The organism is Leifsonia xyli, from assembly GCA_001647635.1.
GTDB classification, from domain to species: Bacteria; Actinomycetota; Actinomycetes; order Actinomycetales; family Microbacteriaceae; genus Leifsonia; species Leifsonia xyli_A.
The window spans coordinates 1,478,637-1,505,152 of the sequence record CP014761.1 but is presented as its reverse complement, the minus strand read 5'-3'; the positions used below and the strand labels follow the sequence as shown (position 1 = coordinate 1,505,152).

Annotated in this window: 31 protein-coding genes and 2 pseudogenes; 31 read left to right on the top strand and 2 right to left on the bottom strand. The window is 68.4% G+C overall.

What is annotated here, in order from left to right; genetic code table 11:
* Positions 1-66: 66 nt before the first annotated feature.
* The gene (locus tag A0130_07380) at positions 67-1,212 is read left to right on the top strand and encodes a hypothetical protein (GenBank protein ANF31516.1); all 1,146 of its coding nucleotides are present in this window, start codon (positions 67-69) and stop codon (positions 1,210-1,212) included.
* 14 nt (positions 1,213-1,226) lie between these two features.
* The gene (locus tag A0130_07375; protein ID ANF31515.1) at positions 1,227-1,721 is read left to right on the top strand and encodes a hypothetical protein; all 495 of its coding nucleotides are present in this window, start codon (positions 1,227-1,229) and stop codon (positions 1,719-1,721) included.
* Between the two features lie 6 nt (positions 1,722-1,727).
* Here the strand turns inward: A0130_07375 and A0130_07370 are convergent.
* A pseudogene (locus A0130_07370) lies at positions 1,728-6,241 on the bottom strand (phosphopeptide-binding protein).
* Positions 6,242-6,356: 115 nt separating this feature from the next.
* On the opposite strand from A0130_07370, the gene A0130_07365 reads away from it, so the two are divergent.
* The 4 genes from A0130_07365 to A0130_07350 are packed head-to-tail and all read left to right on the top strand — an operon-like array spanning position 6,357 to position 9,251.
* Positions 6,357-6,659, top strand: a complete 303-nt coding sequence (locus A0130_07365) for a hypothetical protein (protein ID ANF31514.1) — start codon at positions 6,357-6,359, stop codon at positions 6,657-6,659.
* On the top strand, positions 6,656-8,008 hold the full coding sequence (locus A0130_07360) for a hypothetical protein (protein ID ANF31513.1): 1,353 nt from the start codon (positions 6,656-6,658) through the stop codon (positions 8,006-8,008). Before A0130_07365 ends, A0130_07360 begins: the two co-directional genes overlap by 4 nt.
* Before the next feature lie 14 nt (positions 8,009-8,022).
* Positions 8,023-8,643, top strand: a complete 621-nt coding sequence (locus A0130_07355; protein ANF31512.1) for a hypothetical protein — start codon at positions 8,023-8,025, stop codon at positions 8,641-8,643.
* Complete coding sequence (locus A0130_07350; GenBank protein ANF31511.1) at positions 8,640-9,251, top strand: hypothetical protein; 612 nt, start codon at positions 8,640-8,642, stop codon at positions 9,249-9,251. Before A0130_07355 ends, A0130_07350 begins: the two co-directional genes overlap by 4 nt.
* Here the strand turns inward: A0130_07350 and A0130_07345 are convergent.
* Complete coding sequence (locus A0130_07345; GenBank protein ANF31510.1) at positions 9,208-9,978, bottom strand: hypothetical protein; 771 nt, start codon at positions 9,976-9,978, stop codon at positions 9,208-9,210. The genes A0130_07350 and A0130_07345 overlap by 44 nt on opposite strands.
* Before the next feature lie 155 nt (positions 9,979-10,133).
* On the opposite strand from A0130_07345, the gene A0130_07340 reads away from it, so the two are divergent.
* The 25 genes and pseudogenes from A0130_07340 (at position 10,134) to A0130_07220 (ending at position 26,467) form a co-directional block, all read left to right on the top strand.
* Complete coding sequence (locus A0130_07340) at positions 10,134-10,430, top strand: type VII secretion protein (GenBank protein ID ANF31509.1); 297 nt, start codon at positions 10,134-10,136, stop codon at positions 10,428-10,430.
* A gap of 353 nt (positions 10,431-10,783) precedes the next feature.
* Positions 10,784-11,158: a 30S ribosomal protein S12 gene (locus A0130_07335; GenBank protein ANF31508.1), complete on the top strand. Its 375-nt coding sequence runs from the start codon at positions 10,784-10,786 to the stop codon at positions 11,156-11,158.
* Positions 11,158-11,628 (top strand): 30S ribosomal protein S7, encoded by a 471-nt coding sequence (locus A0130_07330; GenBank protein ID ANF31507.1) that lies wholly within the window; start codon positions 11,158-11,160, stop codon positions 11,626-11,628. The genes A0130_07335 and A0130_07330 overlap by 1 nt, the downstream gene beginning before the upstream one ends.
* Before the next feature lie 84 nt (positions 11,629-11,712).
* Positions 11,713-13,827, top strand: a complete 2,115-nt coding sequence (fusA, locus tag A0130_07325) for an elongation factor G (GenBank protein ID ANF31506.1) — start codon at positions 11,713-11,715, stop codon at positions 13,825-13,827.
* A gap of 114 nt (positions 13,828-13,941) precedes the next feature.
* Entirely contained in the window at positions 13,942-15,135 is a 1,194-nt protein-coding gene (locus A0130_07320; GenBank protein ANF31505.1) for an elongation factor Tu, read from the top strand.
* Between the two features lie 1,679 nt (positions 15,136-16,814).
* Positions 16,815-17,123: a 30S ribosomal protein S10 gene (locus tag A0130_07315; GenBank protein ID ANF31504.1), complete on the top strand. Its 309-nt coding sequence runs from the start codon at positions 16,815-16,817 to the stop codon at positions 17,121-17,123.
* A 14-nt stretch (positions 17,124-17,137) separates the two neighbouring features.
* Positions 17,138-17,796, top strand: a pseudogene (locus A0130_07310) (50S ribosomal protein L3).
* A gap of 5 nt (positions 17,797-17,801) precedes the next feature.
* Entirely contained in the window at positions 17,802-18,452 is a 651-nt protein-coding gene (locus tag A0130_07305) for a 50S ribosomal protein L4 (GenBank protein ID ANF31503.1), read from the top strand.
* Complete coding sequence (locus A0130_07300) at positions 18,452-18,751, top strand: 50S ribosomal protein L23 (protein ANF31502.1); 300 nt, start codon at positions 18,452-18,454, stop codon at positions 18,749-18,751. The genes A0130_07305 and A0130_07300 overlap by 1 nt, the downstream gene beginning before the upstream one ends.
* A 24-nt stretch (positions 18,752-18,775) precedes the next feature.
* The gene (locus tag A0130_07295; protein ANF31501.1) at positions 18,776-19,615 is read left to right on the top strand and encodes a 50S ribosomal protein L2; all 840 of its coding nucleotides are present in this window, start codon (positions 18,776-18,778) and stop codon (positions 19,613-19,615) included.
* A 12-nt stretch (positions 19,616-19,627) separates the two neighbouring features.
* Positions 19,628-19,909 (top strand): 30S ribosomal protein S19, encoded by a 282-nt coding sequence (locus A0130_07290; GenBank protein ID ANF31500.1) that lies wholly within the window; start codon positions 19,628-19,630, stop codon positions 19,907-19,909.
* Positions 19,910-19,933: 24 nt separating this feature from the next.
* Positions 19,934-20,326 carry a 50S ribosomal protein L22 gene (locus A0130_07285; protein ID ANF31499.1) on the top strand — a complete coding sequence of 131 codons (393 nt, stop codon included), beginning with the start codon at positions 19,934-19,936 and terminating at the stop codon, positions 20,324-20,326.
* Positions 20,326-21,099 carry a 30S ribosomal protein S3 gene (locus A0130_07280; GenBank protein ANF31498.1) on the top strand — a complete coding sequence of 258 codons (774 nt, stop codon included), beginning with the start codon at positions 20,326-20,328 and terminating at the stop codon, positions 21,097-21,099. Before A0130_07285 ends, A0130_07280 begins: the two co-directional genes overlap by 1 nt.
* A gap of 2 nt (positions 21,100-21,101) precedes the next feature.
* Positions 21,102-21,521: a 50S ribosomal protein L16 gene (locus A0130_07275; GenBank protein ANF31497.1), complete on the top strand. Its 420-nt coding sequence runs from the start codon at positions 21,102-21,104 to the stop codon at positions 21,519-21,521.
* Complete coding sequence (locus A0130_07270; protein ANF31496.1) at positions 21,521-21,847, top strand: 50S ribosomal protein L29; 327 nt, start codon at positions 21,521-21,523, stop codon at positions 21,845-21,847. The genes A0130_07275 and A0130_07270 overlap by 1 nt, the downstream gene beginning before the upstream one ends.
* Positions 21,847-22,152, top strand: coding sequence for a 30S ribosomal protein S17 (locus A0130_07265; protein ID ANF31495.1), 306 nt, complete (start codon positions 21,847-21,849; stop codon positions 22,150-22,152). The genes A0130_07270 and A0130_07265 overlap by 1 nt, the downstream gene beginning before the upstream one ends.
* Positions 22,149-22,517, top strand: coding sequence for a 50S ribosomal protein L14 (locus A0130_07260; protein ID ANF31494.1), 369 nt, complete (start codon positions 22,149-22,151; stop codon positions 22,515-22,517). The genes A0130_07265 and A0130_07260 overlap by 4 nt, the downstream gene beginning before the upstream one ends.
* 3 nt (positions 22,518-22,520) lie before the next feature.
* Positions 22,521-22,880 (top strand): 50S ribosomal protein L24, encoded by a 360-nt coding sequence (locus tag A0130_07255; protein ANF31493.1) that lies wholly within the window; start codon positions 22,521-22,523, stop codon positions 22,878-22,880.
* On the top strand, positions 22,880-23,467 hold the full coding sequence (locus tag A0130_07250) for a 50S ribosomal protein L5 (GenBank protein ID ANF31492.1): 588 nt from the start codon (positions 22,880-22,882) through the stop codon (positions 23,465-23,467). The genes A0130_07255 and A0130_07250 overlap by 1 nt, the downstream gene beginning before the upstream one ends.
* A 103-nt stretch (positions 23,468-23,570) precedes the next feature.
* Positions 23,571-23,969 (top strand): 30S ribosomal protein S8, encoded by a 399-nt coding sequence (locus A0130_07245; protein ANF31491.1) that lies wholly within the window; start codon positions 23,571-23,573, stop codon positions 23,967-23,969.
* 6 nt (positions 23,970-23,975) lie between these two features.
* Entirely contained in the window at positions 23,976-24,512 is a 537-nt protein-coding gene (locus A0130_07240; protein ID ANF31490.1) for a 50S ribosomal protein L6, read from the top strand.
* Between the two features lie 2 nt (positions 24,513-24,514).
* Complete coding sequence (locus A0130_07235; GenBank protein ANF31489.1) at positions 24,515-24,886, top strand: 50S ribosomal protein L18; 372 nt, start codon at positions 24,515-24,517, stop codon at positions 24,884-24,886.
* Entirely contained in the window at positions 24,883-25,605 is a 723-nt protein-coding gene (locus A0130_07230; GenBank protein ID ANF31488.1) for a 30S ribosomal protein S5, read from the top strand. Before A0130_07235 ends, A0130_07230 begins: the two co-directional genes overlap by 4 nt.
* Positions 25,605-25,790: a 50S ribosomal protein L30 gene (locus A0130_07225; protein ID ANF31487.1), complete on the top strand. Its 186-nt coding sequence runs from the start codon at positions 25,605-25,607 to the stop codon at positions 25,788-25,790. Before A0130_07230 ends, A0130_07225 begins: the two co-directional genes overlap by 1 nt.
* Positions 25,790-26,467, top strand: coding sequence for a 50S ribosomal protein L15 (locus A0130_07220; GenBank protein ANF31486.1), 678 nt, complete (start codon positions 25,790-25,792; stop codon positions 26,465-26,467). Before A0130_07225 ends, A0130_07220 begins: the two co-directional genes overlap by 1 nt.
* Positions 26,468-26,516 lie beyond the last annotated feature (49 nt).

Sequence of the window (26,516 nt, the reverse complement as noted above, 5' to 3'; positions counted from 1 at the left end):
TGGACACGGCGGGCCCCGTTGCTACAGTGGGCGCAACGGGCCCGCCGGGCCGATGGAGGAGCCAGGATGAGCGACACGCCGGAGTCCGCGCCGAAGCGGTCTACCTACGAGCCCGCGCCCGACGCCGACCAGGTCGCGCCCGCGACCGCCCCGGCCGAGTCGGCCGCCGCGGAGCCCGCCACCGACACGGGGGCGCAGGTGGTGGAGCCGCCGTCGCAGCCCGTCTCCGCGCGCGGACACCTCAACCGTCCCGCGGAGGAGGACGCCGCCGCCGTGCCGGCCACGCCGGAGCCGCAGCCCCGCACCGCCATCGCCGAGCCGGAGCCCGTCGTCGCGTCGGATGACGACGTCGCCGCCGCTGTCGCGCGCAACAGCGCGCAGCCGGGTGCCGCCGGCGCGACCGCCGCCGGAGACGCCACGGTCGACACCGCATCCCCGGCCGAGTCCGCCACCCCGGTCATCGCCGCCGCCGAGGCCGCGAACCTGCGGGAGAACACCGACGCCCCGACCACCGCGTACCCGACCGCTCCGGCGGGCGAGGCGACCAGCGCAGGCGCCCCCGCCGCGGCCGGTGCCGCAGCCGCGGCCGCCACGACGGGGACCCCGCAGCCGGTCGCCCCGATCTATCTCGCGCGCCCCGAGCCGCCCAAGAAGAAGAGCAACCGCGGCGTCGGCATCCTGATCGCCCTCGTCGGGACCGTCGCCTTCGCTGCGCTCTGGGCCGCCGCTGTGCTCATCGTCGGCTCGCTGCTCACGCCGAGCGACGAGTTCGGGCCCGCGCTGCTCCAGTTCTTCACCGGCGGTCCGGCATTCGGCCTCCGCGGCTGGGCTCCCGTGCTCGCGTTCTTCATCGGGATGGTCGTGCTCATCCAGATCCTGAACCGCGCCCGCTGGTGGGCCTACATCCTCGGCGGCCTGTTCGTCGCGGTGTTCGTCTACCTCGTCTACATCGGCGCCAACCTGGTGGATGCCCAGTACTGGCTCCGCACTCCGAGCGAGTTCAACGTCCTCCTCCGCAGCGCGTGGGTGAACCCGTTCGCGGTGCTCGCCGGCGTCATCGCCCGCGAGATCTCGATCTGGACCGGCGCCTGGCTCGCCGCCCGCGGCCGCAAGCTGAAGGCGCGCAACGCCGAGGCGCAGGCCGACTACGAGCAGCAGGTCGCCGACGCGCAGAACCAGGCCGCCGCCGCGTACACGCAGCAGGGGTACTGACCGGCGGGTGATCCATGCGTGACGAGCGTGCGTACGCCGTCGTGGTCGCGTTCTTCGCGACCGGGCTCTACCTCGCCCTGCTCGTCGCCGCCTTCGGGCTGATCGCCCTCGCGACCGACAGCGACCCGATCGACGACCCGGCGGCGGGTCCGCTGCTCGGGCCGATCATGGTGATCGCGGCATCCGCGATGCTGCTGGTCTTCCTCATCGTGCTCGGTGTCCGCGTGCCCGCCGACCGCCAGCGGGTGTCCCCGGGCGTGGCGCTCGGGGTCGGGGTCGCCTGCTACGCCGTCTTCATCGCCGCGGGCGGCATCGCGGGCGCGTTCGCGCATCCGGACGACCCGTTCCACTACGTGCTGTTCGCGTTCTCGCAACTGCTGCGCTGGCCGGCGATCACCGTCGGCCTGGCGGCGTTCCTCGTCACCCTGCTGTACCAGCTGGTACTGGTCGGGCGGTTCCGGCAGCGCGGACGCCCGCGCTGGCCCTGGGAACGCGACGAGGAGGAGTGACCCCGCTCAGACCCGGACGTGCGCCGGCAGCGAGGCATCCACCAAGGGCACCTGCACGCGCGTGAAGCCGCCCTTCTGGATGAACACCCCGCGCCCAGGAGGGAACTCCGACCGGTTCAACCGGGGAAGCGGGGTCTTCAGCAGCAGGTCGCCCTCGATCGCGTCCGGCTGCAGCAGCAGACCGCGACGGCCGTTCTTGACCTCGCCGAGCAGCGGCCACGACGACCCCCAGGCGCTGGTCTCCGCCTCGGCCACCAGCAGGTGGTCGCTGCGGCGCACGGCGCGGATCAGCTCGACGAGCGCGGAGTCCGCCGGCGTCTGAAGGAAGTCGCCGATCGCCTCGACGAACACCGCGATCCGTCCCTCGGTGTCCGGATCGGCGACCGCGGCCGCGAGGTCCTTCGCCAGCTCCGCGGCCTCGGCCGGGGTCAGCGCCCGGTCGGTCCAGACGCCGGACGCGGCGAGCGGCGACCGCGCGCTGCCCACGTAGTAGAGGCGCGTCTCCGCGTCGAAGCGGGCGACGGCGTCCGCGATGGCCGCGAGCGCGGTGGTCCGGCCGCTCGCCGGAGGGCCCGCGACGAGCAGCGTCCCCGACGGCTCGAAGCCGAGCGGTCCCAGGTCGACGTCGCCGACGCCGAGCACCGGCTGCCCGCCGATGCTGTCCGGCAGCGACGAGGGGGCGAGCTCCTTCGGCATCGAGCCGACCACCGGCGCCGGCACGATGCCCGCGCGCTCCATCGCCTCCGCCAGCCGACGGATCGCCTCCGACTGGTCCGCCACCGCGCGCGAGCCGCCGAGGACGGCGACCTGCGTCTCGTAGCCGTCGACGATGGCGCGGCCGGGAGGGGATGCCGGCGACAGGATGTCGGAGGGCACGTCGAGCATCCCATAGCCGTCGTCCGCGAGCCTCAGCACGACGCGGCGCTGCACGAGGGAGCCGATCGCGGTCGGGACGGCGCCCGCGCGGTCCCCGGCGAGCGCGACGTGCATTCCGAGTCGACGTCCGTCGGCGAGCAGGTCGCGGAAAACGTCGTACCATTGCGATCGCCCGGCGGGGATCTCGAAGTCCTCGCGGAAGGCGGGGAAGCCGTCCACCAGCAGCAGGATGCGCGGCTCGTCGTGCCGCCCGGTCAGCGAGCGGTACTCGGTGATGTTCGACGCGTTGGCCTCGGCGAAGCGCGGGCCGCGATCCTCCAGGGTCTCCTTGAGCATCCGGAACAGGCGGATGATCCGCTCGGGGTCGTCGCCCGCGATCACCGACCCGACGTGCGGCAGCTTCTCGAGCATCCGCAGGCTGCCCGCGCCGAAGTCGAGACCGTACACGTGCACCGGGCCGCCGCGCGGGTGATCGCTGCGGCGGAGGCGAGGGTGCGCAGCACGGTCGACTTGCCCGAGCCGCCGGTGCCGTAGACGGCGATGTTGCCGTCGACGTCCGGCTGGAAGTAGACGGGTCGTTGCTCCTGCCGGTCCGGGATGTCCGCGACTCCCAGCAGCAGCTCGGCGTCCGTGCGCTGGCGGAGCAGGCCGAGGTCGTAGGCCGCCGCGAGCTCGTCGAGCCACGGCCGCCGGGGAGCGGGGATGTGAGCCGCGGCCTGCGCGCGCACGATCGAGGCGACCAGCCGCTGCTGGTCGGTCGGCCCGAGGTCGCGCTCCGGCTCCTCGACGGCCTGCTCCTCCTCCCAGCGCACCTCGCCGCCGAAGCGCAGCTCCGCGACCTCGACGCCGGCGCGCTCCGGCTCCCGCGTGGTCCATCCGCCTGCGTACGCGGACTGGAACCGCACGAGCCGCCCCGGCCCGGTCTTCGCCATGCCGCGGCCCGGGAGCCCTAAGTCGAAGTGGGCCGCATCCGCAACGCCGACGACGTCCTGGCTGTCCGACTCGTCCGCCATGCGCAGCGCGATGCGGAGGTTGGTGTTGGCGCGCAGGTTGTCCTTGATGACGCCTGCCGGGCGCTGCGTCGCCATGATGAGGTGGATGCCGAGCGAGCGTCCGCGCTGCGCGATGTCGACCACGCCGTCCACGAACTCCGGCACCTCGCCGACCAGGGCCGCGAACTCGTCGATGACGAGCACCAGCGCGGGCGGGCTGTCGGGGTCGCCGCGCTTCTCCAGCTCGAGCAGGTCCTTGGCCTTCTTGCGGTTGAGCAGGTGCTCGCGGTGGTGCAGCTCGGCGCGCAGGCTGGTGAGCGCGCGGCGGACGAGGTGCGGGCTCAGGTCGGTGACCAGGCCGACGCAGTGCGGGAGGCTGACGCAGTCCGCGAAGGCCGATCCGCCCTTGTAGTCGACGAAGAGGAAGGTGACCCGGTCCGGGCTGTACTCGGCGGCCATCCCGAGCACCCACGCCTGCAGGAACTCGCTCTTGCCGGCGCCGGTCGTGCCACCGACCAGCGCGTGCGGCCCCTGCGTGCGCAGGTCGAGGTGCATGGCGTCCACGCCGGCGGAGCCGATCGTGGCGCGCAGCGTGCCGGGCCGTCGGCGTGCCGGGCGCGCGGCCGACGACCGGTCGTGGATGGATGCGTTCTGACGCCAGCGGTCGACGACAGCGCTCGACGACTCGGCCAGCTCGTGCCCGAGCAGCGTGACGAGCGAGATGGACCGCGGCAGGTCGCTCGCGTCGGCGACGAGCGCGCCGGCGTCGATGACCGGCGCCATCCGCTTCGCATAGTCGAGTGCGGTCGCGGTGCTGACCGGCTCGGTCACCACGTCCTCGACCGTCTCGCCCAGCCGGACGAAGCCGGCGCGGGCGCGGTGCGGCTGGTCCGTGTGCTGCAGGAAGGTGCGGCAGACGGCGGGGAGCGCGGCCACGTCCTCCGACACCCAGATCGGGAAGACCCCGGCGTCCGCGGCCGCCTCCGCCAGCTGCACGAGCCGGGCGCGGTCGACAGCGACGTCATCGGAGATGACCACCACCACAGCGGGGACCGGCGACGGTGTTCCGTCGGTCGTCTGCGACCGGCCGACCTCCGCACCGCGTTCCAGGGCGGCGCGCTCCTGCTCCATCGCGCCACGTCGCTGCACGCCGTTTCGGGCGGCCGCCAGCCGCTCCTCGATCAGCCCTTCGAGCGCGCTCAGCACACCCGCGGCGCTGGACGCGCTGTCGGCGAGGTGGCCGCCCGGCAGCGGGCTGTGCGGCGAGGAGGTGTGCGGCATCCACTTGAGCCAGGAGAGCTCGCGCGACCAGCGCGGCGACACCAGGGCGGCGACGGCGAGCTCGGCGGGGGAGTGCAGCGCGGTGAGCTGCACCAGCACGGAGTTGACCGATCCGGCGGTGAGATCCGCGGGGCCGGCGATTCCGAGCGCGCCGGACTCGTAGAGGTTGTCGAGCACCGGCACGTCGTCCACGCGCTCGTGGGCGGAGACCACCGCGTCCAACCGCTCCTGGAACTCCTCGATCAGCTCCGCGCGGTCGACCGCCTGCACGCTGTTGCGCGAGCGCATGGAGCCGCGGCCCAGCTGCAGATTGAGGAACGACCAGTGCTCGGGCCGCCGCGTCCACAGCATCGGGCCGCGCTGGATCGCCTCCGACAGGGCGTCGGCGGTCGTCGGCGTCTCGGCCTGCCGCACGCGCACCTCGGTGACGCGCTCCTGGTCCAGCTTGGTGGACAGCGCCTCCAGCCGCTGCTCGAACACCGCGATCTGCTTCTTCAGCTTGCGCTTGCCGCGGGTCCGGTTGCTGACGTAGTTGCCGGCCAGCATGACCGGCGACAGCAGCACGAAGAGCAGCGAGGTGGGGTTCTTGGTCAGGAGGAACATCGCGCCGCCGAGCAGCAGCGGAGTGATCATCGCGAGCAGCGGGAAGGGCGGGTCGTCCTTCTCGCCGGGCACCTCCGGCGCCTGGAAGACCTGGCCCGCATAGCGTCGCTCGACGCGCGGGGACCGGTTGAAGAAGATCGGGCCGGCGGTCGGCGTCGCGGCCGGTAGCTCGGACGCCGCCCGCACCTCCAGCTCGACCTCGGTGTCGCCCAGCAGCAGCGTCTCGGCGCGACGCACGGTGAACCGCGTCACAAGGCCGCCGTCGACGACGACGCCGTTCGCCGAGCCCAGATCGACGACCTCGACGCCGTCGCCCGCCTCAAACCGGACGTGGCGCTTCGAGACGAGCGGGTCCTCCAGCACGATGTCGCAGGACTCGTCGCGGCCGAGCACCGTCGTCCCCGCCCGCAGCGGAAACGTCGCGCCCTCCTGGGGCCCGTTCAGGATGCGCAGCGTCGCGATCACCGGCACGTCGCCGAGCTCCGGGGCCGCGTAGTGCAGCCCGGCGTCGGCCAGTGCGACCGTCGCGCCGCTCCCGATCCATGCCTCGCCGACCGGTGCGTCGGGCGGCAGGATCAGCGGGTCGGCCTGTCCCGGCAGCTGTGCACGCAGAGTCAACGCGCCGGGCGCGGCGACCGGGCCGGTGCGGCGCGGATCGATGCGCGCGATCGTGGCCGCGACCTCGGAGATGCTGGCCGCGGCGTCCGCGGTGACGACGATGTCATCGCTGCTGCCGGACGGGCGGGCGAGAGTCAGTTTCAGTCGCACTTCTGCACCATACCCAGTACCTCCGATAGAGGGGGATGGGGACCGCTCCCCATCGGCTTCGCGCTGGGCCACCGGTACGTTGGCTTCGGCAGGATCGAACGACAGGGGAGGAACAGTGGCCGATCTCGTACTCAAGCTGGACGAACTGGTGCAGCTGCGCGACGACCTCGACGCCGTCGTGCGCGAGTTCCAGAACGCCGACGACTTCAGCGACGGGGTCGCCGACGCGACCGGGCATGACGACCTCCACGATCACGTCCGCGACTTCGCGCACAAGTGGAACGAGAAGCGCAAGGAGATGACCGAGAACGTGAAGAACGTGCAGCAGGTCATCGCCGCGGTCGCCGACAACTTCGTGAAGGTGGACGGGGATCTCGCCAAGGCCGTCGAAGCCGACAAGAGCGGAGCGCACAAGTGAGCGACACGGAGTTCCAGCCCCTCACCGGCGACCCCGGCGTACTCGAGGCCAAGGCCCGGCACTACCAGTCCATCGGCGAGGCCATCCAGCGCTCCGTCACGGAGCTGAAGAAGATCCACGACCTCGACGGCTACACGTCCCAGGCCGTCTCCAAGCTGCAGGAGATGTCGCGCGACACCGCCGACGACATCGACAAAGCCAAGGACCGCTACGCGAAGACGGCCGCCGCCCTGCTCGCGTATGCGGGAGAGCTGCGCGGCGCGCAGGACGACGCCGAGAAGGCGATCACCCTCATCAACGAGAAGCAGGGCGACGCCGACGCCGCGCACAAGGCCGCGACCACCGCGCACACCACCCAGCAGAGCGCCAAGCCGGAGGACGCCGCCGACGCGGGCAAGGCCGCCGACAAGGCCGACGACGCCGCCCGTGCCGCCAACGCGGCCCTCCAGGCGGCGCATCAGGCCTGGTACGACGCCCGCGAGCGCAAGAACCGCGCCGCCGAGAAGGCGGTGAGCGCGATCGTCGACGTGGTCGACCACCACAACAACGGGCTCAAGAACCCCGGCTTCTGGGACAAGGTGATGGATGTCATCGAGACGATCGGCGACATCGCCGGCGTGCTCGCCATCTTCCTGTCGTGGGTCCCCATCCTCGGGCAGGTGCTCGCCGTCATCGCGCTCGCCGCAGCGATCATCAAGCTCGTGGACGCGGTGGTCAAGTTCGCGAACGGCGAGGGCACGTTCCTCGACATCCTCGGCGCCGCCGTCACCGTCGTGCTCAGCATCTTCGGCGGACGCATCTTCTCGTTCCTCGGCAAGGCCGCCCGCATCAAGGGCCTCGCCCGCATCCCGAAGGCCGTCGCCGGCGTGCGCACGAGCCCCAACGCGATGCTCAAGGCGCAGATCGGCAAGCGGCTGATGAAGTCGGCCACCAAGAAGCTGTTCGAGAACCCGGCCAAGGACCTGAACGTCTGGAAGGCCGCCGGCGAATCGGCCGCGGCGCAGCGCGAGGCCTACAAGGCGCTCGTCACGAACGGAGCGGACAAGGCGAAGGCCCTGCGGACGCTGACGGGCCTCGACCAGAACGTGGTGCGCGCCGTGACGCACGACGTGAAGGCGGGCGAGTTCAGCATCCTCACCGCCACGGCGGCGTACCGCCAGGGCAGCGCGCTCTACAACAAGGGGGCAGAGCTGATCAACGTGCCGGGTAAGGTCGACAGCGTCGTGAACAAGCTCGATGGCGGCCGCAACCACACCGACCTGCCGCAGCTGCCGAGCGTCGACCTGCAGAAGTTCGCGCTCAAGCAGGCCGACACGTACCTTCCGACGTACAAGAGCCACAACGGCTGAGGGGTGGATCGCGCATGACGCTGCGCTCGAAGGACATCGTCGACTTCTCATTCGAGGCGCCCGACGACTGGCATGACGTCGAGCTGCTGAGCGACCAGGGCAGCGACGACTGGGCGGAGCGCCTGGTCGCGTCGCTCCCCGCGGGGGATGCGGCGGGCGAGCTGGTGGAGCGCCTGCAGGCTCTGCAGCGGGTGCTGCACGAGGAGGATCCGACGGGAGCCACGCGCGCCCGCGTCTTCATCCCGGTGCCCGAGGCCGGCGTCCTGAACGCCTTCCAGACCTTCGAGCTGCTGCAGCTCGAGACCGACGACTCACCCGAGAGCTACCTCGCGGCCGTCGAGGCCGAGAGCGAGCACACCGAACCCGGCTTCCGCATCCTCGGCTTCCGGTCGTGGCGCACCGCCCACGCGACCGGCGAGCTGATCGGTTTCACGCATCTGACGGCGCTCGCCGACGAGGATGCGGGGGATGCGCTCCTCGAGCAGCGGGTCGTGTTCGCGATCTTCCCGGTCGGCTCGGCGCAGGCCTTCCAGATGGTGTTCCGGTCGGCGTTCGTCGGCGGATTCTCCGACATGGTCGAGGAGACGCAGGAGATCGCGGATTCGCTGCGCATCACGCTGGGGGAGTTCGCGTGAGCGACGCCCGCCTGACCGACCTCGGCGATGAGCTGACCATCGTCTTCCCCGGCACCTGGGTGATGATCCCGCTGCACGACGACGAGGCCGCCGCGCGCCGCATCCAGCGCCTGGTCGCCCAGCGGGTGGGCCGCGCGGACCGGCTCGCGCGCGTGCGCCGCACAGCCAAGACCGAGCTCGAGCGGTTGGTCGCTCTGGCGAACGACAGCAGCGCGTTCGCGCTCGCCCTCTCTCTCGAGATCCTGCCGGGCGTCCCCTTCCCGGCGTCGCTGGTGCTGTCGCGCGAGGAGTGGCCGACGCGACCCGAGGCGCTCGACGAAGCGGGCGTGCACCTGGCCCGCTGCTTTCCCGGCGACGAGGCGCTCGACCTGTCGATCGGGCCGGCGCGCCGGCGCTCGGCGGTCCGGCAGACCACGTACGAGGAGGAGTCCGCTCCGGAGCTCGTGGCGGACTACCGCTTCGCCGCTCCTGGTGGCGACCGCCTCATCCACGCGCGGATCAACGCGCCGATGGCGACCGCGCCCGACCTCTACCTGGAGCTGTTCGACGCGATGATCGACTCGATCAGCTTCCGGTCGCCGGTCGCGGCGACGGCCGACGGTCGCTGACCCGGCCGCGGTACGCCCGCACCACGAGCACGACCGTGGCGACGACCAGCGCGGCCGTTACGACGGTCCACAGCACCGCGGCCACCGTCCCGACCGGCCAGAACAGCCAGCCCGCGACGAGGAACGACGCCAGGCCGTACGGGATGGCCGCCCACAGGACGCCGAGCCCCGGCCGCCAGCCCAGCATCATCAGCTCGGCCCAGAACCGCGTCCACGGCGTCAACCGGACCGGGAGCAGCGAGAGCGCGGTCGGGCCGAGGGTCGGCGGCCCGATGACCTCGCGCGACCACCCGGTGCTGGACAGCCGCTCTCCGGCGTACGACGGCCGCAGGCTGCGCGCGACGTACGTCCACGCGAGGACCGCCAGCGGGACGGATGCGAGCGGCAGGGCCACGAACGCGTAGCCGAGCAACGGCACGAGCACCACGACCGCGAACACCAGGAACAGCACGGTGACGACCGTGTCGCCACCGGTCACGAACTCACGCGAGCTGAAGTCCGGGTTGGTGCTCCACAGCCCGAACGGGAGCGCCGCCGGCAGGAGCAGGGTGACGATCCCGAGGGCCGTCCAGACCACCGCCACGATCAGGTATCCGATCGGCCGCAGGATCACGGAGGCCGACGACGGCGGGGTCGCCGCGCGATCGGCGCCCGAGCGCTTCGACCGCCGCGCGGCCTTCGCCGCCGCGGAGTTCGGGTTCGGCCTCATCGTGCTGTAGGACGGCATGGCTGTCAGGCTATCCCGCTGGGCCTGCGCGGATGAAGCCGTGCACATGGGGAGTGCTCCCCATTCCGTCGCGACCGGCCGCCTGGTTAGGTGGACGTAGCTGGTCGGCCCCGGGGTACGGCCTCTTTTCGAACAACGAAGGGATAAGGACCGTCATGGCCAACATGAACGTCACGTACGGCGAGATGACCGATGCCGCCAACCGCCTCATCGCGGGCAAGGACGACATCACCGCGAAGCTCCACGAACTCCAGAACCTGGTGAACGGCCTCGTCAACGGCGGCTTCGTCACCGACCAGGCGTCGGGCGCGTTCCACACCTCGTACGAGCAGTTCACCAAGGGCACCACCGAGGCGGTCAACGGCCTCGACGGGATGTCGCAGTTCCTCACCAAGGCCGCTGACGCGCTGCAGAACGTCGACAGCGAGCTGGCCAAGGGCATCGGCGGCTGAGCCGCACCGGCACCGCCTGCGAAGGGGCGGCCGTCCATCGGGACGGCCGCCCCTTTTCGCCGTCCGCGGACAGGGCCTCTAGCACCCCGTGCTCATTTGACCGGGAGGGACCCGCCGGATAGTATTTATCGGGTGTGCGCTCTGCTGCGCGCTTGCTCCATGCCCACTTCCGGGCGCGGGACGAGCGGGCCGGCACGTACTCATCCCCACGGCATATCGACCCGGGACCGAATGGTCACAGCCATTGGTCGGGGCCGATACTCCCACCGTCTGAAACGACCCGCGATGCGGGCGGTTCGGGGTGCGGGAAAAGCAACAACTGTCACCGTGCAGTCCAAATAAGGAGAAGTTCAGTGCCAACCATTCAGCAGTTGGTCCGCAAGGGACGGACGCCGAAGGTCACCAAGACCAAGGCCCCCGCCCTGAAGGCCAACCCCCAGCAGCGCGGCGTGTGCACCCGTGTCTACACCACCACCCCCAAGAAGCCGAACTCGGCGCTCCGCAAGGTCGCCCGTGTGAAGCTCTCGAACGGGACCGAGGTCACCGCTTACATCCCCGGTGAGGGCCACAACCTGCAGGAGCACTCGATGGTGCTCGTCCGCGGCGGTCGTGTGAAGGACCTGCCCGGCGTCCGCTACAAGATCGTCCGTGGCGCGCTCGACACCCAGGCCGTCAAGAACCGCAAGCAGGCTCGCAGCCGTTACGGCGCGAAGATGGAGAAGAAGTAATGCCTCGCAAGGGTCCCGCTCCGAAGCGCCCCGTCGTCGCCGACCCGGTGTACGGCTCGCCGGTCGTCAGCCAGCTCGTCAACAAGATCCTCCTCGACGGCAAGAAGGGCCTCGCCGAGCGCATCGTCTACGACGCGCTCGAGGGCGTGGGCACCAAGTCCGGCCAGGACGCGGTCACCGTGCTCAAGAAGGCTCTCGACAACGTCCGTCCGACCCTCGAGGTCCGCAGCCGCCGCGTCGGCGGCTCGACCTACCAGGTGCCGGTCGAGGTCAAGCCGCACCGCGCCAACACGCTGGCGCTCCGCTGGCTCACCAGCTACGCCAAGGGTCGTCGTGAGAAGACGATGACCGAGCGTCTCACCAACGAGATCCTCGACGCTTCGAACGGCCTCGGCGCCGCGGTGAAGCGCCGTGAGGACACGCACAAGATGGCCGAGTCGAACAAGGCCTTCGCGCACTACCGCTGGTAATAAATCTGGCCGTCCGGGCGTTGTAACAATCAGTGCCGCGCCCGGACGGCACACCTTCCACTCTCTACTTTTCGGAGGAACCCTGTGGCACAGGACGTGCTCACCGACCTGAAGAAGGTCCGCAACATCGGCATCATGGCGCACATCGATGCCGGCAAGACCACCACGACAGAGCGCATCCTGTTCTACACGGGCGTCAACCACAAGATCGGCGAGACCCACGACGGCGCCTCGACCACCGACTGGATGGAGCAGGAGAAGGAGCGCGGCATCACCATCACGTCCGCGGCCGTGACCTGCTTCTGGAACAAGAACCAGATCAACATCATCGACACGCCGGGTCACGTCGACTTCACCGTCGAGGTGGAGCGCTCGCTCCGCGTGCTCGACGGCGCGGTCGCCGTCTTCGACGCGAAGGAGGGCGTGGAGCCCCAGTCGGAGACCGTGTGGCGCCAGGCCGACAAGTACAACGTCCCGCGCATCTGCTTCGTCAACAAGATGGACAAGCTGGGCGCCGACTTCTACTTCACGGTCGACACTATCGTCTCCCGCCTCGGCGCCAAGCCGCTGGTGATGCAGCTCCCGATCGGCTCCGAGTCCGACTTCATCGGCGTCGTCGACCTGATCGAGATGCGCGCGCTGGTCTGGCCGGGCGACGCCAAGGGTGATGTCACCATGGGCGCCAAGTACGAGGTCCAGGAGATCCCCGCCGACCTGCAGGCCAAGGCCGAGGAGTACCGCGCGAAGCTGATCGAGACCGTCGCCGAGACCGACGACGTGCTGCTCGAGAAGTTCTTCGGCGGCGAGGAGATCACCGTTCCGGAGATCAAGGCGGCCATCCGCAAGCTCACCGTGAACAACGAGATCTACCCGGTCCTCTGCGGTTCCGCGTTCAAGAACCGCGGTGTGCAGCCGATGCTCGATGCCGTGATCGACTACCTCCCGTCCCCGCTGGACGTGCCCGCCATCGAGGCGCACAACCCGCGTGACGAGGAGCAGGTCATCATGCGTCACGCCGACGCCACCGAGCCGTTCTCGGCGCTGGCCTTCAAGGTCGCCGTGCACCCGTTCTTCGGTCGCCTCACCTACGTGCGCGTCTACTCGGGTCGCATCGACTCCGGCGCCCAGGTCGTCAACTCGACCAAGGGCAAGAAGGAGCGCATCGGCAAGATCTTCCAGATGCACGCCAACAAGGAGAACCCGGTCGACTTCGTCACCGCCGGCAACATCTACGCGGTGATCGGCCTCAAGGACACCACCACCGGTGACACCCTGAGCGACCCGGACAACCAGGTCGTGCTCGAGTCGATGACCTTCCCGGAGCCCGTGATCGAGGTCGCTATCGAGCCGAAGACCAAGGCCGACCAGGAGAAGCTGGGCACCGCGATCCAGAAGCTGGCCGAAGAGGACCCGACGTTCCGCACCGAGCAGAACCAGGAGACCGGCCAGACCGTCATCAAGGGCATGGGCGAGCTCCACCTCGACATCCTCGTCGACCGCATGAAGCGCGAGTTCAACGTCGAGGCGAACGTCGGCAAGCCCCAGGTGGCCTACCGCGAGACCATCCGCCGCACGGTGGAGAAGTACGACTACACCCACAAGAAGCAGACCGGTGGTTCCGGTCAGTTCGCGAAGGTGCAGATCAGCCTGGAGCCCATGGAGGTCACCCCGGAGACCTCGTACGAGTTCGTGAACGCCGTCACCGGTGGTCGCGTGCCGCGCGAGTACATCCCCTCGGTCGACGCCGGTATCCAGGACGCGATGCAGGTCGGCGTGCTCGCCGGCTTCCCGACGGTGGGCGTCAAGGCGACGCTCGTCGACGGTGCGTCGCACGACGTCGACTCCTCGGAGATGGCGTTCAAGATCGCCGGCTCGATGGCCTACAAGGAGGCCGCTCGGAAGGCGAACCCGGTGCTCCTCGAGCCGCTCATGGCGGTCGAGGTGCGCACGCCGGAGGAGTACATGGGCGACGTCATCGGCGACCTGAACTCGCGTCGTGGGCAGATCCAGTCCATGGAGGACGCGAGCGGCGTCAAGGTCGTTCGCGCGAACGTCCCGCTGTCCGAGATGTTCGGCTACATCGGCGACCTGCGGTCGAAGACTTCGGGCCGCGCGGTGTACTCGATGCAGTTCGACAGCTACGCGGAGGTCCCGAAGGCCGTTGCCGACGAGATCGTCCAGAAGAGCAAGGGCGAGTGACCTCGGTCGCTGCTTCCAGGCAACATCCCGTAACATAAGAAACCAATCCCGCAGATCCACCGGTCGAAATCCGTCGACCGGAGGACCTGCACGAGAGTCCTGAGGAGGACCACAGTGGCTAAGGCCAAGTTCGAGCGGACTAAGCCGCACGTGAACATCGGAACCATCGGTCACGTCGACCACGGCAAGACGACGCTCACCGCGGCGATCTCCAAGGTGCTTGCTGACAAGTACCCGTCGGCGACCAACGTGCAGCGCGACTTCGCGTCGATCGACTCGGCTCCGGAAGAGCGTCAGCGTGGTATCACGATCAACATCTCGCACGTCGAGTACGAGACCCCGAAGCGCCACTACGCGCACGTCGACGCCCCGGGTCACGCCGACTACATCAAGAACATGATCACCGGTGCGGCTCAGATGGACGGCGCGATCCTCGTGGTCGCCGCCACCGACGGCCCGATGGCTCAGACCCGTGAGCACGTTCTGCTCGCCAAGCAGGTCGGCGTTCCGTACCTGCTCGTCGCGCTGAACAAGTCCGACATGGTCGACGACGAGGAGATCCTGGAGCTCGTCGAGCTCGAGGTCCGCGAGCTGCTCTCCAGCCAGGACTTCGACGGCGACAACGCTCCGGTCGTCCGCGTCTCGGGCCTGAAGGCTCTCGAGGGCGACGAGAAGTGGACCCAGAGCATCCTCGACCTCATGGAGGCCGTGGACGACTCCATCCCGGACCCGGTGCGCGACAAGGACAAGCCGTTCCTGATGCCGATCGAGGACGTCTTCACGATCACCGGTCGTGGCACCGTCGTCACCGGTCGCGCCGAGCGCGGCACCCTCGCCATCAACTCCGAGGTCGAGATCGTCGGCATCCGCCCGACGCAGAAGACCACGGTCACCGGTATCGAGATGTTCCACAAGCAGCTCGACGAGGCGTGGGCCGGCGAGAACTGTGGTCTGCTCCTCCGCGGCACCAAGCGCGAGGACGTGGAGCGCGGCCAGGTCGTCGCGAAGCCGGGTTCTGTGACCCCTCACACCAACTTCGAGGGCACCGCCTACATCCTGTCCAAGGACGAGGGTGGCCGTCACAACCCCTTCTACACGAACTACCGTCCGCAGTTCTACTTCCGTACCACCGACGTCACCGGCGTCATCTCGCTGCCCGAGGGCACCGAGATGGTCATGCCCGGCGACACCACCGACATGTCGGTCGAGCTCATCCAGCCGATCGCCATGGAGGAGGGCCTCGGCTTCGCCATCCGTGAGGGTGGCCGCACCGTGGGCGCCGGTACCGTCACGAAGATCAACAAGTAAGTCGTTCGCGACCTCCTTGTGAGAGGGTCGGGCCTTCGGGCCCGGCCCTCTTCTTCGTTTATCGGCAATTGTCCGCACGGGGTTTACCTCTCGGCATTCGCGTCGCAGAATTGACGCACCGTTTCAACCGGACGGTTCCCGTCGACGAGAGGAGCGCCTATGGATACCGAAGGCCTCGCAAACCAGCCCACACCGCTGACAGGATCTCGTACGGATAGTTCGGGAACCGCCTAGCGGTCGTGAACATCAGCTGAGTGGCGGCGCGAGGCGCCACTCGAGCGGGGTCGGCAGAGCCGGCCCCGCTCCTTCGTGTCCGCGGTCCTTCGTAACGTCTGCGCCTGCGCGCGCAGCCGCGCACGTTCCGAACCACCGCAGACGCGTTCACCCCGTCCGGCGCTTTTCGCGGACTATCCACAGAATCCGCCAGATGCATCCAACGATGCGGCCTCCACGCCTAGACCGGGAGCATGGCTTCCGACTCCCTCCCGCCCGCCGTTCTCGTCCGCCACCTCCGCGGCTACGGGGAAACCCGTCAGCAGCACGCGCGGGCAGCACGACGCGGCGACGAAGTGCGCGTCGGGCGCGGCGCGTACGTGAGCCGGGTCGAATGGGATGCGCTCGGTCGCCGCGACCAGCTCGTGGTGAGGCTCAGCGCGTATGCTCGCACGCGCACGACACCACCCGTCTTCTCCCATTGGTCGGCGGCACTTCTGCACGGGCTGCCTTCGCCGCGGAACGCGGGGACGACATCCACGTCGCCGTCGGGCGCACGACTGGCGGCCGATCTGTGAAAGGAGTGAGGGTGCACTCCCTGCACGTGCCCGACGCGGACATCGTCGAAATGGACGGGCTACGGTGCACCAGCGCAGCACGCACCGTTGTCGACCTCGCCGCCTCATCTACGACAGCCGATGCAGTCGCGGTCGCGGATCACGTGGTCCGAGAGGTCGGGCAGGGGGCACTTCTCGCGGCCTGGCTGACGGCGCAACCGATGCGAGGACACCGTCGGGCACGAGCGGATCATCGGCGAAGCGGATGGTGACGCGAAGTACCTCGACACGGCTCTGCGCGGCGGCAGGTCGGCGGATCGTGTGGTGCTGGACGAGAAGATCCGCGAGGACCGACTCCGCGCTCTTGGATGGAGGGTCGTGCGCTGGAGGTGGCCCGCTGTCCAGGTGCCGGGGCAGCTCGTCGACGCACTCATCGCGGCCGGATTGTCGTCAGATCCCAGGCTGCGTTGGGATGACTGCGGTACCGTGTAACGACTGCGGAGGATCGACCCGACGCAGTCGTTACTAACTACCGCAGACGCCCAGTGCTCGGTCGCGACACGCCCGGGTTGCAGCATCGGCCGCGATCTGGCAAACTTGTCTAGTTCAACATTTCGGGACGTGTGCGCAGGTGCGCGCTCAGACCGGATCACTGCCAGGCAGTGCATAGCCCGTTGCACCGTGTTTTTCCGCGGTTTTGGCAATATGAGGTTAGGCCGCAGGCAGCAGGACACGCTCAATTCGAACACCCAAGAGGCCAGGGGCTAACTCTGTGCCTGCAACAGGTTCGAAAACGAGTTGACAGAAGAATAGTGGCGTTCCCCACGCGTACGTCGCACCGCGTCCAATGCGAAGAACGACTCGAGAGAGCCGTCTCGTACGACGCCATAACAAGAGAGAGAGTCAGACATGGCGGGACAGAAGATCCGCATCCGGCTTAAGTCGTATGACCACGAGGTCATCGACACCTCGGCGCGCAAGATCGTCGACACGGTGACCCGTGCCGGCGCGACCGTCGTCGGCCCGGTGCCCCTTCCCACCGAGAAGAACGTGGTCGTCGTGATCCGTTCGCCCCACAAGTACAAGGACAGCCGCGAGCACTTCGAGATGCGCACGCACAAGCGGCTGATCGACATCATCGACCCGACCCCGAAGGCCGTCGACTCGCTCATGCGTCTCGACCTGCCGGCGGACGTCAACATCGAGATCAAGCTCTAAGGGGGAGTGCCACCATGTCCAACATCGAGACCAAGACCTCCAAGGGCCTCCTCGGCAAGAAGCTCGGCATGACCCAGGTCTGGGACGAGAACAACAAGCTCATCCCCGTGACCGTCATCGAGATCACGCCGAACGTCGTGACCCAGGTCCGCACCCCGAGGCCGACGGCTACAACGCCGTCCAGATCGCCTACGGCCAGATCGACCCGCGCAAGGTCAACAAGCCGGCCGCCGGTCACTTCGACAAGGCGGGCGTCACGCCGCGCCGTCACCTGACCGAGGTCCGCACCGCGGACGCCGCCGAGTACGCGGCCGGCCAGGAGCTCACCGTCGACGGGACCTTCGAGGTCGGCCAGCTGGTCGACGTCGTCGGCACCTCGAAGGGCAAGGGCTTCGCCGGTGTGATGAAGCGCCACAACTTCCAGGGCGTCTCCGCTTCGCACGGTGCGCACCGCAACCACCGCAAGCCGGGTTCCATCGGCGCCTCCTCGACCCCGAGCCGTGTCTTCAAGGGCATGCGCATGGCCGGTCGCATGGGTGGCGAGCGCGTCACCGTCCTGAACCTCAAGGTGCAGGGCATCGACGCCGAGAAGGGCCTGCTGCTGGTCAAGGGCGCCGTTCCCGGTGCTCGTGGCCGCATCGTTTTCGTCCGCAACGCAGTGAAGGGGGCCTAAGGTAAATGGCTACCTCGATTGACGTCGTCGACCTCAAGGGCAAGAAGGCCGGCTCCATCGAGCTTCCCGAGGCCCTGTTCGACGTTCAGACCAACATCCCGCTGATCCACCAGGTCGTCACCGCGCAGCTCGCCGCGGCGCGTCAGGGCACGCACAAGACCAAGGGTCGTGGCGAGGTCTCCGGCGCCGGCCGCAAGCCGTTCAAGCAGAAGGGCACCGGCCGCGCTCGTCAGGGCTCGATCCGCGCTCCTCAGATGACCGGTGGTGGCATCGTCCACGGCCCGACGCCGCGCAGCTACGCGCAGCGCACCCCGAAGAAGATGATCGCCGCTGCTCTGCTCGGCGCTCTCTCGGACCGCGCTCGTGGCGCCCGTCTCCACGCCGTCCAGGCCTTCACCGCCGGTGACGCGCCCTCGACCAAGGCCGTCGTCGACCTGCTCAGCGGCATCGCGACCTCGAAGCACGTCCTGATCGTGCTCGAGCGCGACGACGAGCTGGCCTTCAAGAGCGTCCGCAACATCCCGTCGGTGCACGTGCTGACCTTCGACCAGCTGAACGCCTACGACGTCCTGGTGAGCGACGACATCGTCTTCTCGCAGGCCGCGCTCGAGGGCTTCATCGCCGCCAAGTCCAACAAGGAAGAGGTGAACGCGTAATGGCCGCCGTCAACAAGGACCCGCGCGACATCATCATCGCCCCGGTCGTCTCCGAGAAGAGCTACGGCCTGATCGACGAGGGCAAGTACACGTTCATCGTCGACCCGCGTTCGAACAAGACCGAGATCAAGCTCGCCATCGAGTCGATCTTCAAGGTCGAGGTCGCGTCGATCAACACCCTGAACCGTCAGGGCAAGACCCGTCGCACCCGCTTCGGCATCGGCAAGCGCAAGGACACCAAGCGCGCCATCGTCACGCTGAAGTCCGGTTCCATCGACATCTTCACGGCCGTCGGCTGAGCGAAGGACTAGAGGAAAACAGACATGGCTATTCGTAACTACAAGCCCACGACCCCCGGTCGTCGCGGCTCCTCGGTCGCCGACTTCGCCGAGATCACCCGCTCGACGCCGGAGAAGTCCCTTCTCCGTCCGCTGTCGAAGACCGGTGGCCGCAACAACCAGGGCCGCATCACGACCCGTCACATCGGTGGTGGCCACAAGCGCCAGTACCGCGTGATCGACTTCCGTCGCAACGACAAGGACGGCGTCGACGCCAAGGTCGCGCACATCGAGTACGACCCGAACCGCACCGCGCGCATCGCGCTCCTGCACTTCGTGGACGGCACCAAGCGCTACATCCTGGCGCCGGCCGGCCTCAAGCAGGGCGACGTCGTCGAGTCGGGCCCGGGCTCGGACATCAAGCCGGGCAACAACCTGCCGCTGCGCAACATCCCGACCGGTACCGTCGTGCACGCGATCGAGCTGAAGCCGGGCGGCGGCGCCAAGATGGCCCGCTCCGCCGGAGCCTCGGTCCGTCTCGTCGCGAAGGACGGCCCCTACGCCCAGCTGCGCCTCCCCTCGGGCGAGGTCCGCAACGTGGACGCGCGCTGCCGCGCCACGATCGGCGAGGTCGGCAACGCCGAGCAGTCGAACATCAACTGGGGCAAGGCCGGCCGCATGCGCTGGAAGGGCGTCCGCCCGACCGTCCGCGGTGTCGCGATGAACCCGATCGACCACCCGCACGGTGGTGGTGAGGGCAAGACCTCCGGTGGTCGCCACCCGGTCAGCCCGTGGGGTCAGAAGGAAGGCCGTACGCGCCACCCCAACAAGGAAAGCGACAAGCTCATCGTCCGCCGCCGTAACGCCGGCAAGAAGCGCAAGTAGGAGTTCGAGAAGATGCCACGCAGTCTCAAGAAGGGCCCCTTCGTCGACGAGCACCTGTTTCGCAAGGTGGTCGCCGCGAACGAGGCCAACAGCAAGAACGTGATCAAGACCTGGTCGCGCCGCTCGATGATCGTCCCGGCCATGCTGGGTCACACCATCGCGGTGCACGACGGTCGCAAGCACATCCCGGTGTTCGTCACCGAGACCATGGTCGGTCACAAGCTCGGCGAGTTCGCGCCGACGCGCACCTTCCGTGGACACGTGAAGGACGACAAGAAGGGTCGTCGCCGCTAACGCGGCGACGTAAGGAGGAGAGAAATGGTGGAGTCGATCGCACGCGTGCGACACATCCGCGTCACCCCCATGAAGGCCCGCCGCGTCGTCAACCTGATCCGCGGCAAGCAGGCCCAGGAGGCCCTGGCCATCCTGAAGTTCGCGCCGCAGAGCGCGAGCGAGCCGGTGTACAAGCTCGTCGCCTCGGCCATCGCCAACGCGCGAGTCAAGGCCGACCAGAGCAACACCTACCTGGACGAGCAGGACCTCTACGTGAGCCGCGCCTTCGTGGACGAGGGCACCACCCTCAAGCGGTTCCAGCCGCGAGCACAGGGTCGGGCCTTCCGCATCAACAAGCGCACCAGCCACATCACGATCGTCCTCGCGACGCCGGATGAGGTCGAGGACGCCAAGGCTACGAAGAAGGCGAGCAAGTAATGGGCCAGAAAGTCAACCCGTACGGCTTCCGTCTGGGCATCACCACCGACCACGTGTCGCGTTGGTTCTCGGACAGCACCAAGCCGGGTCAGCGTTACAGCGACTACCTCGCCGAGGACGTCAAGATCCGCCGTCTGCTGCAGACGTCGCTCGACCGCGCGGGAGTCTCGCGCATCGAGATCGAGCGCACCCGTGACCGCGTCCGCGTCGACATCCACACCGCCCGCCCGGGCATCGTGATCGGTCGTCGTGGCGCCGAGGCCGAGCGCATCCGCGCCGATCTCGAGAAGCTCACCGGCAAGCAGATCCAGCTGAACATCCTCGAGGTCAAGAACCCCGAGGCCGACGCCCAGCTCGTCGCGCAGGGCATCGCCGAGCAGCTCTCCGCCCGCGTGGCCTTCCGCCGCGCGATGCGCAAGGGTCTGCAGGGCGCGCAGCGCGCCGGCGCCAAGGGTGTCCGCATCCAGGTGTCCGGCCGTCTCGGCGGCGCCGAGATGTCCCGCTCGGAGTTCTACCGCGAGGGTCGTGTGCCGCTGCACACGCTCCGCGCCAACATCGACTACGGCTTCTACGAGGCCAAGACCACCTTCGGTCGCATCGGTGTGAAGGTGTGGATCTACAAGGGCGACATCACGAACAAGGAACTCGCTCGCGAGCAGGCCAACCAGAAGCCGTCGCGCGAGCGCAACGACCGTGACCGCCCGCGTCGCGGCGGCCGGGGCAACGCCCCCGCCACCGAGTCGGCGCCGGCCACGGCAGGAGCTGAGGCATAACCATGTTGATCCCACGCAGAGTCAAGCACCGCAAGCAGCACCACCCCGGCCGTAGCGGCCAGGCGACCGGTGGCACGAAGGTCTCCTTCGGCGAGTTCGGCATCCAGGCCCTGACCCCCGCTTATGTGACCAACCGTCAGATCGAGTCCGCTCGTATCGCCATGACGCGTCACATCAAGCGTGGCGGCAAGGTGTGGATCAACATCTACCCCGACCGTCCGCTCACGAAGAAGCCGGCCGAGACCCGCATGGGTTCCGGTAAGGGTTCGCCCGAGTGGTGGGTCGCGAACGTCAAGCCGGGTCGCGTCCTCTTCGAGGTCTCCGGAGTCTCCGAGCAGCTCGCTCGCGAGGCCATGACCCGTGCAATCCACAAGCTGCCCCTCAAGGCACGCATCATCAAGCGCGAGGAGGGCGACGCATAATGGCGATCGGTTCCAAGGAGCTTGCCTCGAGCGAGCTCGACACCTTCGAAGACGAGCGTCTCGTCGACGAGCTGAAGAAGGCCAAGGAAGAGCTGTTCAACCTGCGCTTCCAGTCGGCCACCGGCCAGCTGGAGAGCCACGGCCGCCTGCGCGCCGTGAAGCGCGACATCGCTCGCATCTACACCGTGATCCGCGAGCGCGAGCTCGGGATCCGGGCGACCCCGGCTCCGGCCGAGGCCGCGCCCAAGGCTGAGAAGAAGTCCCGTGCGAAGAAGGCGGCCCCGGCCGCCGAGGCCGAGGACACCACGAATGAGGAGGCCAAGTAATGGCTGAGACCACCAAGGCCGCGGCCGCGGAGTCGACGGCCGACGAGGCCATCGTCCGCGGATACCGCAAGGCCCGCCGCGGCTACGTCGTCAGCGACAAGATGGACAAGACCATCGTCGTCGAGGTCGAGGACCGCGTGAAGCACCCCCTGTACGGCAAGGTCATCCGCCGCACCTCCAAGGTGAAGGCGCACGACGAGAACAACACCGCCGGCATCGGCGACCTCGTTCTCATCAACGAGACCCGTCCCCTGAGCGCCAGCAAGCGCTGGCGCCTGGTTGAGATTCTGGAGAAGGCCAAGTGATCCAGCAGGAATCCCGACTCAAGGTCGCCGACAACACCGGCGCCAAGGAGCTCCTCGCGATCCGCGTGCTCGGCGGCTCCAGCCGTCGCTACGCCGGCCTCGGCGACGTCATCGTCGCCACGGTCAAGGACGCGATCCCGGGTGGGAACGTCAAGAAGGGCGACGTCGTCAAGGCGGTCGTGGTTCGTGTTCGCAAGAACACCCGCCGCCCGGACGGCTCCTACATCAAGTTCGACGAGAACGCCGCGGTCATCCTGAAGAACGACGGTGACCCCCGCGGTACCCGTATCTTCGGACCGGTCGGCCGCGAGCTCCGCGACAAGAAGTTCATGAAGATCATCTCGCTCGCACCGGAGGTGCTGTAACCCATGGCGAACATCAAGAAGGGCGACCTGGTCCAGGTCATCTCGGGCCGCACGCAGGCCCGCGGTGGTGACCGTGGCAAGCAGGGCAAGGTCATCGAGGTTCTCGTCGAGCAGAACCGCGTGATCGTCGAGGGCGTCAACTTCGTGACCAAGCACGTGCGCGTCGGCCAGACGCAGCGTGGCACGAAGACCGGCGGCATCGAGACCCACGAGGCCCCGATCCACGTCTCGAACGTGGCCCTGGTCGACCCCGAGACCAAGAAGCCGACCCGCGTCGGCTTCCGCGAAGAGAGCGTCACGAAGGACGGCGTCACCAAGACGGTCCGCGTTCGCTACGCCAAGAAGTCTGGTAAGGACCTGTAATGACCGACACTGCAGTGGAGACTGGCAAAATCCAGCCCCGCCTCAAGCAGAAGTACAAGAACGAGATCGCCAAGCAGCTCCAGGGCGACTTCGGCTTCACCAACGTGCACCAGGTGCCCGGTCTGGTGAAGATCGTCGTCAACATGGGTGTCGGCGAGGCGGCTCGTGACGGCAAGGTGATCGACGGCGCGGTCAACGACCTCACCCTCATCACCGGCCAGAAGCCGCAGGTCACGAAGGCCCGCAAGTCCATCGCGCAGTTCAAGCTGCGCGAGGGCCAGCCGATCGGTGCGCACGTCACGCTGCGCGGCGACCGGATGTGGGAGTTCCTCGACCGCCTCCTCTCGCTCGCCCTGCCCCGTATCCGCGACTTCCGCGGTCTCTCGGACAAGCAGTTCGACGGGAACGGCAACTACACGTTCGGTCTCACGGAGCAGTCGATGTTCCACGAGATCAACCAGGACCGCATCGACCGCGTCCGCGGCATGGACATCACTGTGGTGACCACCGCCAAGAACGACGAGGAGGGCCGCGCGCTGCTCAAGCAGCTCGGCTTCCCGTTCCGTTCGAACGACGCGGCCAACTAAGGCCCACCCGCGGGCCGGCCGCCTTGGCCGGCCCGCTTCCACCACAGGTCGTCAGTCGTGTAACGGCTGAACGAAACCTGGTGATCCGTAAGGAAAAACCGAAATGACCATGACAGATCCGGTCGCAGACATGCTGACCAGACTGCGCAACGCGAACTCGGCTCACCACGACACCGTGTCGATGCCGCACTCGAAGCTCAAGGCCCACATTGCCGAGATCCTCACCAACGAGGGCTACATCGCAGGCTGGGACGTCACCGACGCGCGCGTCGGCAAGACGCTGACCCTGAACCTCAAGTTCGGTCCGAACCGCGAGCGTTCCATCGCCGGTATCAAGCGCGTGTCCAAGCCCGGCCTTCGCGTCTACGCGAAGTCCACGGAGCTCCCCAAGGTGCTCGGCGGGCTCGGTGTCGCCATCCTGTCCACCTCCTCCGGTCTGCTCACGGACCGCCAGGCTGAGAAGAAGGGCGTGGGTGGGGAAGTCCTCGCCTACGTGTGGTAATCCGCCATGTCGCGTATTGGAAGACTGCCCATCGACATCCCGACCGGAGTCGATGTGAAGATCGACGGCCAGGCCGTCACCGTCAAGGGCCCGAAGGGTGAGCTGAGCCTCACCGTCGCGAACCCGATCGAGGTCAAGCTCGAGGAGAACCAGGTCCTCGTCACCCGTCCGGACGACGAGCGCGAGTCGCGTTCGCTCCACGGCCTGACCCGCACGCTCATCAACAACCAGATCATCGGCGTCACCCAGGGCTACTCCAAGGGCCTGGAGATCGTCGGCACCGGTTACCGCGTCGTGCAGAAGGGTGCGGCCGTCGAGTTCGCGCTCGGCTTCTCGCACCCGGTGACCGTCGAGCCGCCGGCCGGGATCACGTTCACGGTCGAGGGCAACAACCGCCTCACCGTGGCCGGGATCGACAAGCAGGCCGTCGGCGAGGTCGCCGCGAACATCCGCAAGATCCGCAAGCCCGAGCCCTACAAGGGCAAGGGTGTGCGTTACGCCGGCGAGGTCGTTCGTCGCAAGGCCGGAAAGGCTGGTAAGTAATCATGGCTCTGGGTACCAGAGGAAAGAGCAAGGCGGCCGCTCGCGACCGCCGTCACACCCGCCTTCGCAAGAAGATCGAGGGCACCGCGGTCCGTCCGCGCCTGGTCGTCACCCGTTCGGCCCGCCACGTCTTCGTGCAGGTCGTCGACGACGCGCAGGGTCACACGCTGGCCTTCGCGTCGACCATGGAGGCGGACCTCCGCACCTTCGACGGTGACAAGACCGCCAAGGCCCGCAAGGTCGGCGAGCTCGTGGCCGAGCGCGCGAAGAGCGCCGGTGTCGAGGCCGTCGTGTTCGACCGCGGAGGCAGCAAGTACGCCGGCCGCGTCGCCGCTGTCGCCGAGGGCGCTCGAGAGGGCGGACTGAACCTGTGAGCGACGAGAACAACAAGGAGCAGACCGTGGCCGATCAGGTAACGGACAGCGCGCAGCCGGTCGAGACCGCTGCGTCCACCGACAACAACACCACCGGTCGCGGTGAGCGCGAGCCCCGCCGTGGCGGTCGCGACCGCAACCAGGGCCGTGGTGACCGCGGCAGCCGTGACGCCGACAAGAGCCAGTTCCTGGAGCGCGTCGTCACCATCAACCGCGTCTCCAAGGTCGTGAAGGGCGGTCGTCGCTTCAGCTTCACCGCTCTCGTGGTCGTCGGCGACGGCAACGGCCTGGTGGGCGTCGGCTACGGCAAGGCCCGTGAGGTGCCGCTGGCGATCTCGAAGGGCGTCGAGGAGGCGAAGAAGAACTTCTTCCGCGTCCCGCGCGTCGGCAACACCATCCCGCACCCGGTGCAGGGTGAGGCCGCCGCCGGTGTGGTCCTCCTGCGTCCGGCCGCTGCCGGTACCGGTGTTATCGCCGGTGGTCCGGTCCGCGCCGTGCTCGAGTGCGCCGGCATCCACGATGTCCTGAGCAAGTCGCTCGGATCGTCCAACACGATCAACATCGTGCACGCGACCGTCGAGGCGCTCAAGCAGCTCGAGGAGCCCCGTGCCGTGGCCGCCCGCCGTGGCCTCGACTACGACCAGGTCGCCCCGGCGCGCCTGCTTCGCACCGAGGCAGCGCTGGCCGAGGCCGCCGCAACCGCGAAGGCAGGTGCCTGATGGCTGCGCGTCTGAAAATCACGCAGATCAAGTCCAAAGTGAGCGAGAAGCAGAACCAGCGCGACACCCTGCGCAGCCTGGGTCTGAAGCGCATCGGTGACGTCGTCGTCCGCGAGGACAACCCGCAGAACCGCGGGTACGTCAACACCGTCGCTCACCTGGTGAAGGTTGAGGAGATCGACTAATGGCTGACGAGAAGGCCACCACCGAGGCCGCCGAGACGGCGACCCCGAAGAAGGCGCCCGCCAAGAAGGCTCCGGCCAAGGCCGCCGCCGACAAGCCGGCAGCCGAGAAGAAGGCGCCCGCCAAGAAGGCTCCGGCCAAGGCTGCCGACAAGGCCGCCGCCGCCGACAAGGCCGACGACACCGTCGCCGCCAAGCCGGCGAAGAAGGCCGCCGCCAAGAAGGACGTCGCGGAGCCCCGCGAGCAGGTCCTGAAGGTGCACCACCTGCGTCCCGCCGCCGGTGCCAAGAAGGACCGGACCCGCGTCGGACGCGGTGAGGGCTCGAAGGGCAAGACGGCCGGCCGCGGTACCAAGGGAACCAAGGCGCGCTACCAGGTGCGCCCGGGCTTCCAGGGCGGTCAGCTTCCGCTGCACATGCGTGCGCCGAAGCTGCGCGGGTTCAAGAACCCGTTCCGCGTCGAGTACCAGGTCGTGAACCTGGAGAAGCTCGCGGAGCTCTACCCGTCGGGCGGTGACGTCACCGTCGCCGACCTCGTCCTCAAGGGCGCCGTTCGCAAGAACGAAAAGGTCAAGGTTCTCGGCAACGGGGACATTGCGGTTAAGCTGAACGTTGCGGTCGACAAGGTCTCCGGCTCTGCCGAGCAGAAGATCGTCGCCGCTGGTGGTTCCGTCAAGTAGCCATCCGTACAGCAGTCGAGTCGGGTGGCCGGGAAACCGGCCACCCGAC

Coding starts and splice junctions, on each gene's coding strand:
- A0130_07380 (ANF31516.1), top strand. CDS start 67: ATGAGCGACACGCCGGAGTCCGCGCCGAAGCGGTCTACCTACGAGCCC.
- A0130_07375 (ANF31515.1), top strand. CDS start 1,227: ATGCGTGACGAGCGTGCGTACGCCGTCGTGGTCGCGTTCTTCGCGACC.
- A0130_07355 (ANF31512.1), top strand. CDS start 8,023: ATGACGCTGCGCTCGAAGGACATCGTCGACTTCTCATTCGAGGCGCCC.
- A0130_07345 (ANF31510.1), bottom strand. CDS start 9,978: ATGCCGTCCTACAGCACGATGAGGCCGAACCCGAACTCCGCGGCGGCG.
- A0130_07340 (ANF31509.1), top strand. CDS start 10,134: ATGGCCAACATGAACGTCACGTACGGCGAGATGACCGATGCCGCCAAC.
- A0130_07330 (ANF31507.1), top strand. CDS start 11,158: ATGCCTCGCAAGGGTCCCGCTCCGAAGCGCCCCGTCGTCGCCGACCCG.
- A0130_07315 (ANF31504.1), top strand. CDS start 16,815: ATGGCGGGACAGAAGATCCGCATCCGGCTTAAGTCGTATGACCACGAG.
- A0130_07305 (ANF31503.1), top strand. CDS start 17,802: ATGGCTACCTCGATTGACGTCGTCGACCTCAAGGGCAAGAAGGCCGGC.
- A0130_07300 (ANF31502.1), top strand. CDS start 18,452: ATGGCCGCCGTCAACAAGGACCCGCGCGACATCATCATCGCCCCGGTC.
- A0130_07295 (ANF31501.1), top strand. CDS start 18,776: ATGGCTATTCGTAACTACAAGCCCACGACCCCCGGTCGTCGCGGCTCC.
- A0130_07290 (ANF31500.1), top strand. CDS start 19,628: ATGCCACGCAGTCTCAAGAAGGGCCCCTTCGTCGACGAGCACCTGTTT.
- A0130_07285 (ANF31499.1), top strand. CDS start 19,934: ATGGTGGAGTCGATCGCACGCGTGCGACACATCCGCGTCACCCCCATG.
- A0130_07280 (ANF31498.1), top strand. CDS start 20,326: ATGGGCCAGAAAGTCAACCCGTACGGCTTCCGTCTGGGCATCACCACC.
- A0130_07275 (ANF31497.1), top strand. CDS start 21,102: ATGTTGATCCCACGCAGAGTCAAGCACCGCAAGCAGCACCACCCCGGC.
- A0130_07270 (ANF31496.1), top strand. CDS start 21,521: ATGGCGATCGGTTCCAAGGAGCTTGCCTCGAGCGAGCTCGACACCTTC.
- A0130_07265 (ANF31495.1), top strand. CDS start 21,847: ATGGCTGAGACCACCAAGGCCGCGGCCGCGGAGTCGACGGCCGACGAG.
- A0130_07255 (ANF31493.1), top strand. CDS start 22,521: ATGGCGAACATCAAGAAGGGCGACCTGGTCCAGGTCATCTCGGGCCGC.
- A0130_07250 (ANF31492.1), top strand. CDS start 22,880: ATGACCGACACTGCAGTGGAGACTGGCAAAATCCAGCCCCGCCTCAAG.
- A0130_07245 (ANF31491.1), top strand. CDS start 23,571: ATGACCATGACAGATCCGGTCGCAGACATGCTGACCAGACTGCGCAAC.
- A0130_07240 (ANF31490.1), top strand. CDS start 23,976: ATGTCGCGTATTGGAAGACTGCCCATCGACATCCCGACCGGAGTCGAT.
- A0130_07235 (ANF31489.1), top strand. CDS start 24,515: ATGGCTCTGGGTACCAGAGGAAAGAGCAAGGCGGCCGCTCGCGACCGC.
- A0130_07225 (ANF31487.1), top strand. CDS start 25,605: ATGGCTGCGCGTCTGAAAATCACGCAGATCAAGTCCAAAGTGAGCGAG.
- A0130_07220 (ANF31486.1), top strand. CDS start 25,790: ATGGCTGACGAGAAGGCCACCACCGAGGCCGCCGAGACGGCGACCCCG.